The sequence below is a fragment of the Burkholderia sp. Tr-862 genome (genome assembly GCF_011753085.1).
GTDB lineage: Bacteria > Pseudomonadota > Gammaproteobacteria > Burkholderiales > Burkholderiaceae > Burkholderia > Burkholderia ambifaria.
Genome location: NZ_VWWG01000026.1, coordinates 21631 through 38578, shown reverse-complemented (window position 1 = coordinate 38578; position 16948 = coordinate 21631). Strand labels below are relative to the sequence as shown.

Sequence of the window (16948 nt, the reverse complement as noted above, 5' to 3'; positions counted from 1 at the left end):
GTCCGCCGGCGTGATGCCCCGTCAGGTCGGATTCGTGGCCGTGACGGCGGCGCCCAATCGAGGAGTGCATTCATGTTGAAACCTGAAGTCGACAGCCTGGTTCCCCACGTTCCGTTCTCGCGCCGCAAGTTCATGCAGGCCGCGCTGGGCGGCACCTTCGCGGCGGCCGTGCTGCCCGTGTCGGCGCAGACCATCACGACCGACAGCGCCGGGCTGGACGTCGACACCATCGAGATCCGCTCGGGCGACGCGAGCATCCCCGCGTATCGCGCGCAGCCGGTCGACAAGACGAACCTGCCGGTCGTCATTGTGATCCACGAGATCTTTGCCGTGCATGCGCATATCGCCGACGTCTGCCGTCGCTTCGCGAAACTCGGCTATCTCGCGATCGCGCCGGACTTGTTCGCGCGCCAGGGCAATGCGTCGAAGTACCCGACGATCCAGGCGCTCGTCGACAACATCGTCAGCAAGGTGCCGGACCGCCAAGTCACCGAGGATCTCGATGCGACCGTCGCGTGGGCCGGCAAGAACGGCGGCGACCTGTCGCGTCTCGGTGTGACGGGCTTCTGCTGGGGCGGTCGTCAGGCGTGGCTGTATGCGGAGCACAATCCGCACGTGCGTGCGGCCGTGGCGTGGTATGGGTTCGTCGAGGGCAAGACCGACGAGATGACGCCGTTCAATCCGGTCGATCATGCGGCGTTGCTGAAGGTGCCGGTGCTCGGGCTGTACGGCGAGAAGGACACGAACATCACGCAGGCGTCGCTGGCCGACATGCGCAAGGCAATCCAGACCAGCGACTCGAAGCTCGCGCGCCAATCCGAGATCGTCGTGTATCCGGATGCCGGTCACGCATTCTTCGCCGATTACCGGCCGAGTTACGTGAAGGGCGATGCCGAGGACGGCTGGAAGCGCGCGATCGAGTGGTTCCACAAGTACGGCGTGATGTAAACGACAAGCGGCGGCAAATGCCGCCGCGTCATCGTGTGCAGTGCCGGTGTTTTACGGCGTCGGGCCGGTCGCGATCGGCCGCGACGGATCGGCGCTCCATTCGCTCCACGAGCCCGGATACAGCGATGCGCCATGCAGCCCGGCGATTTCGAGCGCGAGCGCGTTGTGGCATGCGGTCACGCCGGAGCCGCATTGCAGGATCACGCTGTTCGGTTCGGTGCCGGCCAGCAGCGTGGTGAACGTCTCGCGCAGTTCATGGCCGGTCTTGAAGCGGCCGTCGGCGTTCAGGTTGTCCTTGAAGAACCGGTTGCGTGCGCCGGGGATGTGGCCGCCGACACGATCGATCGTTTCGTTTTCACCGCGATAGCGGTCGGGCGCGCGCGCATCGATCACGACGCGCTTGGCCGACGTCACGTTCGCGAGCACGGCTGCCGCGTCGACCGTCGATTCGAGCGGGGCTGCCGCCCGGAAGTCGCCGGCGGGCGGGTGCGGCACGTCGGTGGCCAACGGCTGGCCGGCCGCTTCCCATGCCTGCAGGCCGCCGTCGAGCACCGCAATGGAATCATGCCCGAGCCAGCGCAGCAGCCACCACAAGCGCGCCGCATAGGCGCCGCCGTGTGCGTCATAGGCGACGACCTGCTGGCCCTGCTTGACGCCGCGGCTGGCCATGAGCGTCGCGAATGCGTCGCGGGTCGGCAGCGGATGGCGGCCGTTGGTGCCGGTCTTGCGGCCGGACAGGTCGCGGTCGAGATGAAGATACTGCGCGCCCGGGATGTGCCCGGCCGCATAGGCGGCTTCGCCCGCGGCCGGATCGGCGAGATCGAAGCGGCAGTCGAATACGGCGACGCTGCCCGGCGCCGCGGCCAGACGTTCGGCGAGATTGGCTGCGGAGATGAGCGTGGTGTAGTGGGTGTGTGGCATGACGGCTCCCTGGAGTGCGAACTGGCCTGATACTCCAAGTCTAAACAAAAAAAGACGGGCCGAAACCCGTCTTTTCATATGCCGAATGCGATGCGGCGCCGAGGGCGCCGCGCGCGCTCAGAGATCGCCGAGGTGGCGGCGCAGGAACTCGTGGAAGTGCTGCATGCCGTCTTCCATCGGGCTCTGGTACGGGCCGACCTGCGATTCGCCGCGTGCCATCAGTGCACGGCGGCCGGCGTCCATCCGCATCGCGATTTCGTCGTCCTCGACGGCCGTCTCCATATAGGCGGCGCGCTCGGCTTCGACGAACTCGCGCTCGAACAGCGCGATTTCCTCGGGGTAGTAGAACTCGACGATGTTGGTCGTCTTCTGCGGGCCGCGCGGAATCAGCCACGACACGACCAGCACGTGCGGATACCACTCGATCATCAGGCCCGGGTAATAGACCATCCAGATCGCGCCGAATTCCGGCGGCACGCCGTTGCGGAACTTGAGCACCTGCTCGTGCCACTTCTGGTAGGTCGCGCTGCCCGGTTTCGCGAGGGCGTTGTGCACGCCGACCGTCTGCACGCTGTACCAGTCGCCGAACTCCCACTTGAGATCGTCACACGACACGAAACTGCCGAGGCCCGGGTGGAACGGGGCGACGTGGTAATCCTCGAGGTAGACCTCGATGAACGTCTTCCAGTTGTAATCGCACTCGTGCACTTCGACGTGATCGAACTGATATTCGGAGAAGTCGAAGTGATGCTTCGTGCCGAGGTTCGCGAGATCGCGCGCGACGTTGCGGCCTTCGGCCTCGAACAGCAGCCCCTGCCAGTTCTGCAGCGGGCTCTTGCCGAGATTCAGGCAGGGCTTGTCGGGGAAGTGCGGGGCGCCGAGTAGCTCGCCTTCCAGATCGTACGTCCAGCGGTGCAGCGGGCACACGATGTTCTGCGCGTGGCCACGCCCGTTGAGCATGATCGCCTGCCGGTGGCGGCACACGTTCGACAGCAGTTCGATCTGGTTCGTCTGGTTGCGGACCAGCACGCGGCCTTCCTTCTCGGACGGCAGCGCGAAATAATCCCCCGCCTCGGGCACCATCAACTCGTGCCCGATGTAACGAGGTCCTTTCTTGAAGAGGGTTTCGATCTCGCGCTCGAGTAGCGCCTCATCGAAGTATGCAGTGACTGGAAGCTGGCTGTGAGCCGACTTCAACTGAAGCGCGTCGCTCAGATTGGACATTCCCACTCCCGGTGTTAGCGTGAAAGCAGTGAACAACCCAACCATCGAAAAATCGATTTAGGGAAACGGACAATTATACCCGGTTCGCCCCGCAAGGCTAGGATTAAGTGCCTGATTTGTGTCAATTTTTTGTCGGGAGACAATCGGAAGGCGCACACTGTGTGTCGAAGACGGGGCCGGAATTGTGCCGGGCAGGCCAAGTCGGCAGATCGGAGAATTGTCTTTTGCCGTAGAATGTCCGACTTGTTTTGAAATTTGACACCCTCGTCCATGGCGAAAACCGCATCCCCAGGCGCCACGCCGCCCGACAATGGCACCGAACCGTTGCCGGACAATTACGAAATGGCGCTCGCGGAACTCGAGACGCTGGTTGCCCGGATGGAAGGCGGCGCGTTGAGCCTCGAGGATTCGCTCGCTGCGTATCGCCGCGGCGCGAACCTCGTTGCGTTTTGCCAACAGCAGCTTGAGAAAGTGGAACAGCAGGTTCGCGTGCTCGACGGCGCGACGCTGAAGCCGCTTTCGCCCGGAACGGCCGCCACGGACGGCGAAGACGACGATCTATGACATTCGAACAATGGATGCGGTCCGTGCTTGACCGTGTCGAGGACGCACTCGGCCACTATCTGCCGGCCGAAAACGTGGTGCCCACGCAACTCCACGAAGCGATGCGCTATGCGGTCCTCGGCGGCGGCAAGCGCGTTCGCCCGCTGCTGTGCCATGCAGCAGGCGAACTGACCGGTGCGACGGAAGCGGCGCGCAACGCGGCGGCGGCGGCGCTGGAGATGATCCACGTCTATTCGCTCGTGCACGACGACATGCCGTGCATGGACGACGACGCGCTGCGTCGCGGCAAGCCGACCGTGCACGTGCAGTACGACGAGCCGACGGCGTTGCTGGTCGGCGACGCGCTGCAGTCGCAGGCATTCGTCGCGCTGACCGACGTCGATGCGCTGTCGCCGGTGCAACAGGCCGCGCTCGTGCGCGAGCTGGCGCTGGCGAGCGGCTCGATCGGCATGGCCGGCGGGCAGGCGATCGACCTGGCGAGCGTCGGCCTCAAGCTGACGCGCGAGCAACTCGAGACGATGCACCGAATGAAGACGGGTGCGCTGCTGCGCGCGGCCGTGCGGATGGGCGCGCTGGCCGGCGACACGCCGTCGGCGGAAACGCTGGCCGCGCTCGACGTCTACGCAGGGGCTGTCGGCCTGGCCTTCCAGGTCGTCGACGACATTCTCGACGTCACGACCGATTCGGCGACGCTCGGCAAGACGGCCGGCAAGGATGCGGCAAACGACAAGCCGACCTACGTATCGATCCTCGGCCTCGACGCATCGCGTGAGCTCGCAGCCCAGCTGCGCGCCGAAGCACACGATGCGCTGAAACCGTTCGGCGCACGCGCACAGCGTCTCGCCGAACTTGCCGACCTGGTAGTGAACCGGGTCAGCTGACGCGAAGCCCGCCGCTGCGCACACGCTTACGGTGCGTGCAATAGAATGCGGGCGCGTTTGATTTCCTACAATGGAACGACGATGTACGACTTGCTGAAAACCATCGACGACCCGGCGGATTTGCGCCGCCTCGATCGTCGCCAACTCCAACCGCTCGCGGATGAACTGCGCGCGTTCGTGCTCGACAGCGTGTCGAAGACGGGCGGCCATTTGTCGTCCAACCTCGGGACGGTCGAGCTGACGATCGCGTTGCACTACGTGTTCAACACGCCGAACGACCGGATCGTCTGGGATGTGGGGCACCAGACCTACCCGCACAAGATCCTGACGGGTCGCCGCGACCAGATGCATTCGCTGCGCCAGTACGACGGCATCTCGGGTTTCCCGCGCCGCAGCGAGTCCCAATACGACACGTTCGGCACCGCGCATTCGAGCACGTCGATTTCGGCGGCGCTCGGGATGGCGATCGGCAGCCAGCTGAACGGCGACGACCGCTTCTCGATCGCGGTGATCGGCGACGGCGCGATGACGGCCGGCATGGCGTTCGAGGCGATGAACAACGCGGGCGTGTCGGAGGATGCGAAACTGCTCGTGATCCTCAACGACAACGACATGTCGATTTCGCCGCCGGTGGGCGCGCTGAACCGCCATCTCGCGCGCCTGATGTCGGGTCGCTTTTATGCGGCCGCGCGTGCGGGTGTCGAGCGGGTGCTGAGCGTGGCGCCGCCGGTGCTCGAACTCGCGCGCAAGCTCGAGGAGCATGCGAAGGGCATGGTCGTGCCGGCGACGCTGTTCGAAGAGTTCGGCTTCAACTACATCGGCCCGATCGACGGTCACGATCTCGATTCGCTGATCCCGACGCTGCAGAACATTCGCGAGCTGCGCGGTCCGCAATTCCTGCACGTGGTGACGAAGAAAGGCCAGGGCTACAAGCTCGCCGAAGCGGATCCCGTGCTCTATCACGGCCCCGGCAAGTTCAACCCGGCCGAAGGCATCAAGCCGTCGCCCACGCCCGCGAAGAAGACGTACACGCAGGTGTTCGGCGAATGGCTGTGCGATGAAGCCGAGCGCGATTCGCGTGTCGTCGGCATCACGCCCGCGATGCGCGAAGGCTCGGGCATGGTCGAGTTCGAGAAGCGCTTCAAGGATCGCTACTACGACGTCGGTATCGCCGAGCAGCACGCGGTGACGTTCGCGGGCGGTCTCGCGACCGAAGGGCTGAAGCCCGTCGTCGCGATCTACTCGACGTTCCTGCAGCGTGCGTACGACCAGCTGATCCACGACGTCGCGCTGCAGAACCTGCCGGTCGTGTTCGCGATCGACCGCGCGGGCCTCGTCGGCGCCGACGGTGCGACGCACGCGGGCGCGTACGATCTCGCGTTCATGCGCTGCATCCCGAACATGACGATCATGGCCGCGTCCGACGAGGACGAGTGCCGCCAGATGCTGCACACGGCGCTTCAGCAGCCGAACCCGACCGCGGTGCGTTATCCGCGCGGCGCGGGCACGGGCGTGGCGACGGTGAAGGAATTCACCGAGATCCCGCTCGGCAAGGGCGAAGTGCGTCGCCGGACGTCGCAGCCGGAAGGCAAGCGCGTCGCGATTCTCGCGTTCGGCACGATGGTCGCGCCGTCGCTCGCGGCGGGCGAGGAGCTCGACGCCACGGTCGCGAACATGCGCTTCGTGAAGCCGGTCGATGCGGCGCTCGTGCGTGAACTCGCCGAGACGCACGACTACCTCGTCACGGTCGAGGAAGGTTGCGTGATGGGCGGTGCGGGCTCGGCCTGCGTCGAAGCCCTGATGGAGAGTGGGGTTATCCGACCCGTAATACAATTGGGCCTCCCTGACCAGTTCATCGATCACGGCGACCCCGCGAAGCTGCTGGCGCAATGCGGCCTCGACGGCGCGGGCATCGCGAAATCGATTCGCGAACGCTTCCTGAGCCCGGCGGCCGACGTCGCCGGTCAGGCGAAGCGCGTCGCGTAAGCTGGCGCCGCCTGCGGGCGGCGTCGGTGCGACTGGCGCAACCGGTCTACATTGATGCGGAAAACATGGGCCTGCGGGCCCATGTTGCTTTTCCGGCTGCCGCGTGACGCGGCGTGCGCGTCGTCGAACGCGCGGCTTACAAGGATTGAACAAGATGAACCAGATGAATCCCGCCTTCGTGATGCCCGACGTGCAGAGCACGGTGGATACCCGCCAGATTCCGATTCAGCGCGTGGGCGTGAAGGCGGTCCGGCATCCGTTGACGGTGCGCACCGAGAGCGGCGACGTGCAGCCGACCGTCGGCGTCTGGAACCTCGACGTGCGCCTGCCCGCCGATCAGAAGGGCACGCACATGTCGCGCTTCGTCGCTCTGCTCGAAGAGAGTCGCGAGCCGCTGACGGTCGAGCGCTTCCGCGCGATGCTCGCGTCGATGCTCGTGAGGCTGGAAGCCGAGGCCGGCCGCATCGAGGTCACGTTCCCGTACTTCGTGAACAAGACGGCGCCGGTGTCGGGCGTGCAGAGCCTGCTCGACTATGAAGTGACGCTCGCGGGCGAAAGCCGCAACGGCGAAACGCGCCTGTTCCTGAAGGTGCTCGTGCCTGTGACGAGCCTGTGCCCGTGCTCGAAGAAGATCTCGCAGTACGGTGCGCACAACCAGCGCTCGCACGTGACGATCGACGCCGAGCTCGCGGCCGACCTGCCGGTCGAGGCGCTGATCCGCATCGCGGAAGAAGAGGCGTCGTGCGAGCTGTGGGGCTTGCTGAAGCGTCCGGACGAGAAGTTCGTCACGGAGCGTGCGTACGAAAACCCGAAGTTCGTCGAGGATCTGGTGCGCGACGTCGCGCAGCGTCTCGATGCGGACGAGCGCGTGGTTGCGTACGTGCTCGAAGCCGAGAACTTCGAGTCAATCCACAATCACAGCGCGTATGCGCTGATCGAGCGCGACAAGCGACACGCCGCGTAACGCTGCGTCGTTTTGCCGCTGCAATGAAAAATGGCCGCTCATCGAGCGGCCATTTTGTTTTCCGGCGTGTGCCGGCGCGTAGGGTGTCGGGTTGCGCGAATCAGCGTGCGAGCGACGCGAGATCCCAGCGCGGCTTCACCGTGAACGCGTAGTCGGCATTCGCCTGCTCGGGCCAGCGGCCGAGCCGCAATGCGCCGGCGAGCGCGATCATCGCGCCGTTGTCGGTGCAGAGCGCGAGATCGGGATAGTGCACGTCGAAGCCGCGCTTGGCCGCTGCGGCCGACAGCGCCGCGCGCAACTGGCGGTTCGCGCCGACGCCGCCCGCGACGACCAGGCGCTTGAGTTTCGTCTGCTTGAGCGCGGCGAGCGATTTCGCGACGAGCACGTCGACGGCTGCATCGACGAAGCCGCGCGCGAGGTCGGCCTTCGCGCGCTCGAGTGCTTCGCCTTCCAGCTTCGCCGCCTCGAATTTCTTCATCTGCGTGAGCACGGCCGTCTTCAGGCCGCTGAAGCTGAAGTCGAGATCGCCCGAATGCAGCATCGGACGCGGCAGCACGACCGCACCCGGCGTGCCCGTTTCCGCGAGCTTCGACACTTCCGGGCCGCCCGGATAGCCGAGGCCGATCAGCTTTGCCGTCTTGTCGAACGCTTCGCCGGCCGCGTCGTCGAGCGTCTCGCCGAGCGTCTCGTACACGCCGACGTCCGTCACGCGCATCAGTTGCGTATGGCCGCCCGACACCAGCAGCGCGATGAACGGGAACGGCGGCGGCTCGTCGACGAGCAGCGGCGACAGCAGATGGCCTTCGAGGTGATGAATGCCGACGGTCGGCTTGTTCCATGCCAGCGCGAGCGCATTCGCGATGCTCGCGCCGACCAGCAGCGCGCCGGCGAGGCCCGGGCCTTGCGTGAACGCGATCGCATCGATGTCGTCGCGGTGCGTGCCGCTTTGCGCCATCACTTCCTCGAGCAGCGGCAGCGCGCGGCGGATGTGATCGCGCGATGCGAGCTCCGGCACGACGCCACCGTATTCGCGATGCATCGCGATCTGCGAATGAAGCGCGTGCGCGAGCAGGCCGCGCTGCGTGTCGTAGAGCGCGAGGCCGGTTTCATCGCAGGAGCTTTCGATGCCGAGGACGAGCATGGGTAAGGGCGGGGGCGCGGTCTGGAGCGCGCCACAGGTAGGTCAACGTAGCCGGAAATTATAGCAGGCAGGGGCCGGTCGCCGCCGCGGACGGTCCGGGCCGGAGGCCGGGCAGGTACAATCCGCGCCATGGAAACTTATGACATCGCCGTGATCGGCGCGGGTGCCGCCGGGATGATGAGCGCCGCGGTCGCCGGGCAACTCGGCCGCCGCGTGGTGCTGATCGACCACGCGCCGCGGCTCGCCGAGAAAATCCGCATCTCGGGCGGCGGCCGCTGCAACTTCACGAATCTCTACGCAGGCCCCGACAACTACCTGTCGTCGAATCCGCATTTCGCGCGCTCGGCGCTCGCCCGTTACACGCCGCGCGACTTCCTCGGGTTGCTCAAGCGCCATCACGTCACCTGGCACGAAAAGCACAAGGGGCAGCTCTTCTGCGACCACGGCAGCGACGCGATCATCGACATGCTGAAGCACGAATGCGACGCGGGCGGCATCGCCTGGCGCCGCCCGGTGGTCGTCGATGCGGTGCGCCACGCGGCCGACGGCTTCACGCTCGACACGCAGCACGCAGGGCCGATCCGCGCACGCGCACTGATCGTCGCGACGGGCGGCCTGTCGATCCCGAAGATCGGCGCGACCGACTTCGGCTACCGGGTCGCGAAGCAGTTCGGCCACAAGCTCGTCGATACGCGGCCCGCGCTCGTGCCGCTCACGTTCGCGCAGCAGGACTGGGAGCCGTTCGCGGCGCTGTCCGGCGTGTCGCTCGAAGTGCGCGTGTCGACCGGCGACAAGAAGCGCGGCGGCGAATTCGTCGAGGATCTGCTGCTGACCCATCGCGGCCTGTCGGGCCCAGGCATCCTGCAGATCTCCAGTTACTGGCAGTCCGGCGACCCGATCCGCATCGACCTGCTGCCGCAGCGCGACGCGGTGGCCGACCTGCTCGACGCGAAGCGCACGTCGAAGCGCCAGATCGGCTCGCTGCTCGCGGACTGGGTGCCGTCGCGCCTCGCGCACGTCTGGCTCGACACCCATCGCGTCGCGGCCGACGCGCGGCTCGCGGACCTGCCCGACAAGACGTTGCGCCAGATCGGCGACGCGCTGTCCGGCTGGACGCTGACGCCGAACGGCACCGAGGGCTACAAGAAGGCCGAGGTGACGAAGGGCGGCGTCGACACGCGCGAACTGTCGTCGGCGACGATGATGAGCGCGCGGGTGCCGGGGCTGTTCTTCATCGGCGAGGCGGTGGACGTCACGGGCTGGCTCGGCGGCTACAACTTCCAGTGGGCGTGGGCGTCCGGCACGGCGGCCGGGCAGGCGGCGGCGGAATTTGCGCGCGGCGTCTGATGCGTCCGCGCAGGCCTGCCGTTGACGGGGCCCGGCCCTTAGGCCTTTGTGCGACGCTCTGCTATACTCCTAAGTCTTCTGTGCAAACCTTTATTCGTGTCGGATCATGACGATCATTCGCGTTAAAGAAAACGAGCCGTTCGAAGTCGCCATGCGTCGCTTCAAGCGCACGATCGAGAAGAACGGTCTGCTGACCGAGCTTCGTGCGCGGGAGTTCTTCGAGAAACCGACCGCCGAGCGCAAGCGCAAGAAGGCTGCCGCAGTGAAGCGTCACTACAAGCGGATTCGCAGCCAGACGCTGCCGAAGAAGCTGTACTAAACGATTGAGCGCCGCGCGGTTCACTGAGCGGCGCACCGGCGACCCCCGCACGATCGGCCTTGATCAGGGGCCGCGAGTCGCCGATGCCGGATTCGAGCAACCCGCTTGAGACATAGTCCCAAGCGGGTTTTTGTGTTGACGTCCATTCACGGGCGTCGAAGTCACGTTTCCATCCCGGGTGCAAGATGAGTTTGAAAGAGCAGATCAGCGAAGACATGAAGGCCGCGATGCGCGCGAAGGAAAGCGAGCGTCTGGCGACGGTTCGCCTGCTGCTGGCCGCGATCAAGCAGCGCGAGATCGATGATCAGGTGACCCTCGACGACGCGGGCATCACCGCCGTGATCGACAAGATGATCAAGCAGCGCAAGGACTCGATCAGCCAGTTCCAGGCCGCCGGCCGCGACGATCTCGTCGCGAAGGAACAGGCCGAACTGACCGTGCTGGGCGCCTACATGCCTGCGCAACTGTCGGACGCGGAAGTGGCTGCCGAAGTCCAGGCCGCGGTCGCGGCAACGGGCGCAGCCGGCCCGCAGGACATGGGCAAGGTGATGGGCGTGCTGAAGGGCAAGCTCGCCGGCCGTGCCGACATGACCGCTGTCTCCGCGCAGGTCAAGGCCGCGCTGTCGAAGTAAAAGCCGCTTCCCGGCGCGTCGCATGCGCGTGCGCCGGGGCATCGTATTGTCTTTTTTTCGCTCGATCCCACGGTGATTCCGCATTCGTTCCTGCAGGATTTGCTGAACCGCGTCGATATCGTCGACGTGGTGGGCCGGTACGTGCAGCTCAAGAAGGGCGGCGCCAACTTCATGGGGCTGTGCCCGTTCCATAACGAGAAGAGCCCGTCGTTTACCGTCAGCCCGACCAAGCAGTTCTATCACTGCTTCGGCTGCGGCGCGCACGGCACGGCGATCGGCTTCCTGATGGAGCACGCGGGGCTCACGTTCCCGGAAGCCGTGCAGGAACTCGCGCAATCGGTCGGACTGACCGTGCCGCACGAGCCGTCGATGCGCGGTGGGGGTGGGGGCGGCGGCGACTATCCCGCACCTGTGTCGAAATCGGTTGCGACGGCGCTGTCCGACGTGATGTCCGTTGCGTGCGACTACTATCGCAAGCAATTGCGCGGCGCGACCGTCGCGATCCAGTACCTGAAGAACCGGGGCCTGACCGGCGAGATCGCCGCGCGCTTCGGCCTCGGCTATGCGCCGGACGGCTGGCAGAACCTCGAAACCGCGTTCCCGGACTACCGCGACGAGTCGCTGGTCGAATCGGGGCTCGTGATCGTCAGCGAAAAAACCGACGCGCAAGGCGTTGCGCGACGCTACGACCGGTTCCGCGAGCGGATCATGTTCCCGATCCGCAACGTGAAGGGGCAGGTGATCGGGTTCGGCGGCCGCGTGCTCGGCAGCGGCGAGCCGAAGTACCTGAATTCGCCCGAAACGCCGCTGTTCAACAAGGGCAGCGAACTGTACGGGCTGTTCGAGGCGCGCCTCGCGATCCGCGAGCGCAAGTACGTGCTGGTCGTCGAGGGCTACATGGATGTCGTCGCGCTCGCGCAGCTCGGCTTCCCGAACGCGGTCGCGACGCTCGGCACGGCGTGCACGCCGATCCACGTGCAGAAGTTGCTGCGCCAGACCGATACGGTCATTTTCAGCTTCGACGGCGACTCGGCCGGCCGGCGTGCGGCGCGCCGCGCGCTCGAGGCGTGCCTGCCGCATGCGGCGGACAACCGGACGATCCGATTCCTTTTCCTGCCGTCCGAACATGATCCGGACAGCTACGTACGCGAATTCGGCGCGGACGCGTTCTCAGAGCAGGTCGAACGCGCGATGCCGCTGTCCCAATTTCTGTTGAACGAAGCAATTGCCGGCAAGGCGCTCGATCAGCCGGAAGGTCGCGCGAAGGCGCTGTTCGACGCGAAGCCGCTGCTGCAGGCGCTGCCGGCGAACGCGTTGCGCGCGCAGATCATGCACATGTTCGCCGACCGTCTCGATATCCCGTTCGAGGAAGTCGCGGGGCTGTCGGATGTCGATGCGCGCATTGCCGCGCCGGCGCGCCAGGCGCCCCCGCGCAGCGAGCGGCGGCGTGTGACGGACAGCGAAAAGCGGGCGTTGCGTACGCTCGTGATGCATCCGCGGATCGCGTCGCAGCTCGACGACGAACAGCTTGCGACCCTGCGCGCGCTGCCGCGCATCGGCGAGTTGTTCGCCGAAGTCGTCGAGCATGCGCGCGCGCTGGGCGACGGCGCGGAGTTCCGGCTGCTGTCGGACGTGCTGCGCACATCCTCGAACGGGGCGACTTACGAGGAAATCTTCCGCGAAATTCTGGACTATGATGAAAACGTCCGCGACTTGCTGCTACAGAATCCGGAAGACGAGACGGTGCCTGAGCGGCAGCGCGAACAGGAACGGATCGCGGGCGAGGAACTGCAGGCCGCGGTGCTCAAGATGCGCTATGACGCTTGCTGCGACCGGCTCGATCGGCTGGCGCGGCAATCCACCTTCACACCCGAGGAATTGGCCGAATTGACGGAATTGAACCAGCAGCGAACCGACATGAAGCGTCGGCTCGGGCTGTAGGCGGCCGGGGCGCCAAGAGAGGGCTCCCCAGCGTGCTATAATATAAGGTTTCCAGCGGTTTGTTTTCCAAGCAGAGGCGAGAATCGCGATGGCAAAGACGACAGGCGGAAAGAAAGCAACAGGCAAGGGCTCGACGGAGCCGACCACTAAGGTCACAGCGGCCAAGTCTGCTTCTTCCACCAGGACAACGTCTTCAGCCACGTCTGCCCCTGCAGGAAGGAAAACCGCGGCCGGCACTGCTCAGGCTGCGCCGGCGTCGGCAGCCAGAACACGGGCTGCCGCCAGACCCGACTCCGGGCCGGCCAAGCCGGCGGCGAAGCGGGCAAGTGCGAAAAGCGCAAGGGACACGACTGCCGCCGCGGACGAAACGGCAGTACGTACTACTCATGCACCCACGGTTCAACCGGCTGTCGTCCAGCAGCCGCGAGTCGATATAGCCGGTACGGCGAACTCCATGACCAAAAAGCTGAACGAAGTATCCGTCGATGACGACGCAAATCAGAGCGACGAGCAGCCCGCAGCCGCGGCTGCCCCGGGCAAATCCAAGGTGCGCGATCGTCGCGCCAAGGAAAAGGCGCTGCTGAAGGAAGCGTTCGCGACGAGCACGCCCGGCACGGCCGAGGAGCTCGAAGAGCGCCGCGTGAAGCTGCGCGCGCTGATCAAGCTCGGCAAGGAGCGCGGCTTCCTCACCTATGCCGAAATCAACGACCACCTGCCGGACAACTTCACCGAGACAGAAGCCCTCGAAGGCATCATCGGTACGTTCAACGACATGGGCGTGGCGGTATACGAGCAGGCACCGGACGCGGAAACGCTGCTCCTGAACGACAACGCGCCGGCCGCGTCGTCGGACGATGAAGTCGAGGAAGAAGCGGAAGTCGCGCTGTCGACCGTCGATTCGGAATTCGGCCGCACGACCGATCCGGTCCGGATGTACATGCGCGAGATGGGCACGGTCGAGCTGCTCACGCGCGAAGGCGAAATCGAGATCGCGAAGCGGATCGAGGACGGCCTGCGCCACATGGTGATGGCAATCTCCGCGTGCCCGACGACGATCGCCGACATCCTCGCGATGGCCGAGCGCGTCGCGAACGAAGAGATCCGCGTCGACGAACTCGTCGACGGCCTGCTCGATCCGAATGCTTCGGACTCCGCCGATACCGACGGCTTCTCCGCGAAGGAAGCGGAAGCCATCGAGAACGAGGACGAGGAAGCCGAAGAGGAAGAGGAAGAAGAGGAAGAGGAGGAAGACGACGGCGCCGCGCAGGCATCGGCCAACGCCGCCCAGCTCGAAGCCCTCAAGCGTGCGTCGCTCGAGAAGTTCTCGCAGATCAGCGAGTGGTTCGACAAGATGCGCCGCGCGTTCGAAAAGGAAGGCTACAAGTCGAAGGCCTACCTGAAGGCGCAGGAAACGATCCAGTCCGAACTGATGACGATCCGCTTCACCGCGCGTACCGTCGAGCGTCTGTGCGACACGTTGCGTGCGCAGGTGGACGAAGTGCGTCAGGTCGAGCGCCAGATCCTGCACATCGTCGTCGACAAGTGCGGCATGCCGCGCTCGGAATTCATCGCACGCTTCCCGGGCAGCGAGACGGATCTCGACTGGGCCGAGAAGATCACGGCCGAAGGCCATTCGTACAGCGCGGTGCTGTCGCGTAACGTTCCGGCGATCCGCGAACAGCAGCAGCGCCTGCTCGACCTGCAGGCGCGCGTCGTGCTGCCGCTGAAGGACCTGAAGGAAACCAACCGCCAGATGGCGGCCGGCGAACTGAAGGCGCGTCAGGCGAAGCGTGAAATGACCGAGGCGAACCTGCGTCTCGTGATCTCGATCGCGAAGAAGTACACGAACCGCGGCCTGCAGTTCCTCGACCTGATCCAGGAAGGCAACATCGGCCTGATGAAGGCGGTGGACAAGTTCGAATACCGTCGTGGCTACAAGTTCTCGACCTATGCGACGTGGTGGATCCGTCAGGCCATCACGCGTTCGATCGCGGACCAGGCGCGCACGATCCGTATTCCGGTTCACATGATCGAGACGATCAACAAGATGAACCGCATCTCGCGGCAGATCCTGCAGGAAACCGGTCTCGAGCCGGATCCGGCAACGCTCGCCGAGAAGATGGAGATGCCGGAAGACAAGATCCGCAAGATCATGAAGATCGCGAAGGAGCCGATCTCGATGGAAACGCCGATCGGTGACGACGACGATTCCCATCTCGGCGACTTCATCGAGGACAACAACACGGTCGCGCCGGCGGATGCCGCGCTGCATGCAAGCATGCGCGACGTCGTGAAGGACGTGCTCGATTCGCTGACGCCGCGTGAGGCGAAGGTGCTGCGGATGCGCTTCGGTATCGAGATGAGCACCGATCACACGCTCGAGGAAGTCGGCAAGCAGTTCGACGTCACGCGTGAGCGGATCCGTCAGATCGAGGCCAAGGCGCTGCGCAAGCTGCGTCACCCGAGCCGTTCCGACAAGCTGAAGTCGTTCCTCGAAGGGAACTGATTTCCAGCGTCTCACTTGCGAACGCCGCCGGTATCCACGTGATGCCGGTGGCGTTTGTCTCCTTTGTCGTCTTTGTTGTTACAATGCCGGCCCGGCTTCGTTGCCGGGGCGACATGTAACACGCCTTGCTTCTCATCTGGGCCCCTAGCTCATGCTTGGTTAGAGCAGCGAACTCATAATTCGTTGGTGCCGGGTTCGACTCCCGGGGGGCCCACCAGATTCTCTTCCAGGATCATCCAGGGAAGTTGTGCCGTTAAGCATAAGTTGTCCACCTGGACACGTTATGCCTGATTTCCCGATCGGCCACGTTTTGCTTTATCGGGAATCGGCTGTACGTTTGAAGGTTTGGTTCGCGGTGGCAATCGGCCGCGATTCGACGCGAAAAAGCCGACTCATTGGGTCGGCTTTTTCGTTTCTGATGTACCGGCTGCCTAGCTCAGTGCGAGCGCCTTCTAGCCCCTCTGACGTCTGTCTATGACGCCTCGGATGCCGGTCACGACCTCATGGGGGCATCCGGGCGAAACGACTGCGCCGGGACTGATCGACCGGCACCCAGCACTCGCTCGACGTGGCCGTCTGCGCTCAAACAATCGCGCGCGTGTCCATAACAGAGTCGCGATATACGCGAGCGAGAACCTCGGGTGCGCGATTAGCGCAGGCGTCGCGGTCTCGCCTCGCGAACCTGAGTTCCGTCTCTAGTCCGCTTCTAGGTAAGCGGCTCGGTATGGCCGTCCCCCACTGCTGGTTGCGCCGGCTCATGATGGGCGCGATCAGATTGACGGAGACGGTCATCCATGTCGAATTCAGCGGGCCGAGCCCATCCCCATCGCACGTATGCGCGGGAATTCAAGCAGCAGGTGATCAGAGAGACGTTGGAGCCCGGTATGTCAGTATCGATTGTTGCTCGACGGCACGACATCAACGCCAACGTGGTGTTCGGCTGGCGTAAGCAATATCGTGAAGTCAAGCTAGCAGTACCGACATTGGAAACTGCGCCGACCATATCAGGCACGGAGCTGCTGAGCGTCGACGTGATTGACTCGGCATTGGTACTGCGGGCGTCGGAGTCGACAGTGGCGTCGAAGGGGGCGGTCAGCGTACCGACACCGGTGTGCGAGATCGAGGTTGAGGTCGGCAAGCGGCGTGTCCGGATTCGTGGACTGTCTGCTGAACGCGCCGAGGCATTCCTGCAGGAATGCCTGAAGTGATCGCGTTGCCGGCCGGCACCCGCATCTGGCTTGCGGCGGGCGTGACGGACATGCGCTGCGGCTTCCAGGGGCTTGCCGCGAAGGTGCAGGCGGCGCTCGCGGAGAATCCGTTGGACGGTCACGTATTCATCTTCCGCGGGCGCCGCGGTGATCTCGTGAAGTTGCTTTGGGCCACCGACGATGGGCTGTGGCTGCTGTCGAAGCGGTTGGAACGCGGCCGCTTCATCTGGCCGCAGGCCGATGGCGGGAAGATCTCGCTCACGGTCGCGCAGCTGTCGATGCTTCTCGAAGGCATCGATTGGCGGCAACCCCGCCGCACGGCCCCCCTGTCGATGCTGTAGGTGTTGTAAACCGCTTGGGAGGCTC

14 protein-coding genes, 1 tRNA gene and 1 pseudogene are annotated in these 16948 nt (G+C 65.0%); 13 read left to right on the top strand and 3 right to left on the bottom strand.

Features of this window, described 5'->3' with window-relative positions; genetic code table 11:
• The first annotated feature begins 72 nt into the window (after positions 1 to 72).
• The gene (locus F3J14_RS10985; RefSeq protein ID WP_166722993.1) at positions 73 to 948 is read left to right on the top strand and encodes a dienelactone hydrolase family protein; all 876 of its coding nucleotides are present in this window, start codon (positions 73 to 75) and stop codon (positions 946 to 948) included.
• A gap of 51 nt (positions 949 to 999) precedes the next feature.
• Here the strand turns inward: F3J14_RS10985 and F3J14_RS10980 are convergent, their stop codons facing one another.
• Together F3J14_RS10980 and F3J14_RS10975 are read right to left on the bottom strand one after the other, a co-directional pair.
• Positions 1000 to 1869, bottom strand: coding sequence for a sulfurtransferase (locus tag F3J14_RS10980; protein ID WP_166722992.1), 870 nt, complete (start codon positions 1867 to 1869; stop codon positions 1000 to 1002).
• A gap of 117 nt (positions 1870 to 1986) precedes the next feature.
• Positions 1987 to 3093, bottom strand: a complete 1107-nt coding sequence (locus F3J14_RS10975) for an aromatic ring-hydroxylating dioxygenase subunit alpha (RefSeq protein WP_166722991.1) — start codon at positions 3091 to 3093, stop codon at positions 1987 to 1989.
• 270 nt (positions 3094 to 3363) lie between these two features.
• Here F3J14_RS10975 and F3J14_RS10970 point away from each other — a divergent pair, with 270 nt between their 5' ends.
• The 4 genes from F3J14_RS10970 to folE2 all read left to right on the top strand — a co-directional run bounded on the left by F3J14_RS10970 (position 3364) and on the right by folE2 (position 7488).
• Positions 3364 to 3657, top strand: a complete 294-nt coding sequence (locus F3J14_RS10970; RefSeq protein ID WP_166722990.1) for an exodeoxyribonuclease VII small subunit — start codon at positions 3364 to 3366, stop codon at positions 3655 to 3657.
• A complete protein-coding gene (locus tag F3J14_RS10965; protein ID WP_166722989.1) occupies positions 3654 to 4538 on the top strand; it encodes a polyprenyl synthetase family protein in 885 nt (294 codons plus the stop codon). The genes F3J14_RS10970 and F3J14_RS10965 overlap by 4 nt, the downstream gene beginning before the upstream one ends.
• A gap of 81 nt (positions 4539 to 4619) precedes the next feature.
• Complete coding sequence (gene dxs, locus F3J14_RS10960; protein WP_166722988.1) at positions 4620 to 6524, top strand: 1-deoxy-D-xylulose-5-phosphate synthase; 1905 nt, start codon at positions 4620 to 4622, stop codon at positions 6522 to 6524.
• A 154-nt stretch (positions 6525 to 6678) separates the two neighbouring features.
• On the top strand, positions 6679 to 7488 hold the full coding sequence (folE2, locus tag F3J14_RS10955) for a GTP cyclohydrolase FolE2 (RefSeq protein ID WP_006751740.1): 810 nt from the start codon (positions 6679 to 6681) through the stop codon (positions 7486 to 7488).
• A gap of 100 nt (positions 7489 to 7588) precedes the next feature.
• On the opposite strand, the gene tsaD is transcribed toward folE2, so the two are convergent.
• Complete coding sequence (gene tsaD / locus F3J14_RS10950; RefSeq protein ID WP_105786713.1) at positions 7589 to 8629, bottom strand: tRNA (adenosine(37)-N6)-threonylcarbamoyltransferase complex transferase subunit TsaD; 1041 nt, start codon at positions 8627 to 8629, stop codon at positions 7589 to 7591.
• A 120-nt stretch (positions 8630 to 8749) separates the two neighbouring features.
• Here tsaD and F3J14_RS10945 point away from each other — a divergent pair, with 120 nt between their 5' ends.
• From F3J14_RS10945 to tnpB, 8 genes and pseudogenes are all read left to right on the top strand, one after another.
• On the top strand, positions 8750 to 9976 hold the full coding sequence (locus F3J14_RS10945) for an NAD(P)/FAD-dependent oxidoreductase (RefSeq protein ID WP_348771984.1): 1227 nt from the start codon (positions 8750 to 8752) through the stop codon (positions 9974 to 9976).
• A 106-nt stretch (positions 9977 to 10082) separates the two neighbouring features.
• On the top strand, positions 10083 to 10295 hold the full coding sequence (gene rpsU, locus F3J14_RS10940; protein ID WP_006751743.1) for a 30S ribosomal protein S21: 213 nt from the start codon (positions 10083 to 10085) through the stop codon (positions 10293 to 10295).
• A gap of 185 nt (positions 10296 to 10480) precedes the next feature.
• Complete coding sequence (locus tag F3J14_RS10935; protein ID WP_006751744.1) at positions 10481 to 10927, top strand: GatB/YqeY domain-containing protein; 447 nt, start codon at positions 10481 to 10483, stop codon at positions 10925 to 10927.
• A 72-nt stretch (positions 10928 to 10999) separates the two neighbouring features.
• Positions 11000 to 12868 (top strand): DNA primase, encoded by a 1869-nt coding sequence (gene dnaG, locus F3J14_RS10930; RefSeq protein ID WP_166722986.1) that lies wholly within the window; start codon positions 11000 to 11002, stop codon positions 12866 to 12868.
• Positions 12869 to 12956: 88 nt separating this feature from the next.
• Positions 12957 to 15374: an RNA polymerase sigma factor RpoD gene (gene rpoD, locus F3J14_RS10925; protein ID WP_166722985.1), complete on the top strand. Its 2418-nt coding sequence runs from the start codon at positions 12957 to 12959 to the stop codon at positions 15372 to 15374.
• Between the two features lie 138 nt (positions 15375 to 15512).
• Positions 15513 to 15591 (top strand) — tRNA-Ile (locus F3J14_RS10920).
• Positions 15592 to 16168: 577 nt separating this feature from the next.
• Positions 16169 to 16348, top strand: a pseudogene (locus tag F3J14_RS35635) (transposase); the annotation flags it as partial.
• A 230-nt stretch (positions 16349 to 16578) separates the two neighbouring features.
• Positions 16579 to 16923, top strand: a complete 345-nt coding sequence (gene tnpB, locus F3J14_RS10910) for an IS66 family insertion sequence element accessory protein TnpB (protein ID WP_166722983.1) — start codon at positions 16579 to 16581, stop codon at positions 16921 to 16923.
• The last annotated feature ends 25 nt before the right edge of the window (positions 16924 to 16948 follow it).

Coding starts and splice junctions, on each gene's coding strand:
- F3J14_RS10965 (WP_166722989.1), top strand. CDS start 3,654: ATGACATTCGAACAATGGATGCGGTCCGTGCTTGACCGTGTCGAGGAC.
- tsaD (WP_105786713.1), bottom strand. CDS start 8,629: ATGCTCGTCCTCGGCATCGAAAGCTCCTGCGATGAAACCGGCCTCGCG.
- rpsU (WP_006751743.1), top strand. CDS start 10,083: ATGACGATCATTCGCGTTAAAGAAAACGAGCCGTTCGAAGTCGCCATG.
- F3J14_RS10970 (WP_166722990.1), top strand. CDS start 3,364: ATGGCGAAAACCGCATCCCCAGGCGCCACGCCGCCCGACAATGGCACC.
- F3J14_RS10935 (WP_006751744.1), top strand. CDS start 10,481: ATGAGTTTGAAAGAGCAGATCAGCGAAGACATGAAGGCCGCGATGCGC.
- F3J14_RS10985 (WP_166722993.1), top strand. CDS start 73: ATGTTGAAACCTGAAGTCGACAGCCTGGTTCCCCACGTTCCGTTCTCG.
- dxs (WP_166722988.1), top strand. CDS start 4,620: ATGTACGACTTGCTGAAAACCATCGACGACCCGGCGGATTTGCGCCGC.
- F3J14_RS10975 (WP_166722991.1), bottom strand. CDS start 3,093: ATGTCCAATCTGAGCGACGCGCTTCAGTTGAAGTCGGCTCACAGCCAG.
- F3J14_RS10980 (WP_166722992.1), bottom strand. CDS start 1,869: ATGCCACACACCCACTACACCACGCTCATCTCCGCAGCCAATCTCGCC.
- rpoD (WP_166722985.1), top strand. CDS start 12,957: ATGGCAAAGACGACAGGCGGAAAGAAAGCAACAGGCAAGGGCTCGACG.
- folE2 (WP_006751740.1), top strand. CDS start 6,679: ATGAACCAGATGAATCCCGCCTTCGTGATGCCCGACGTGCAGAGCACG.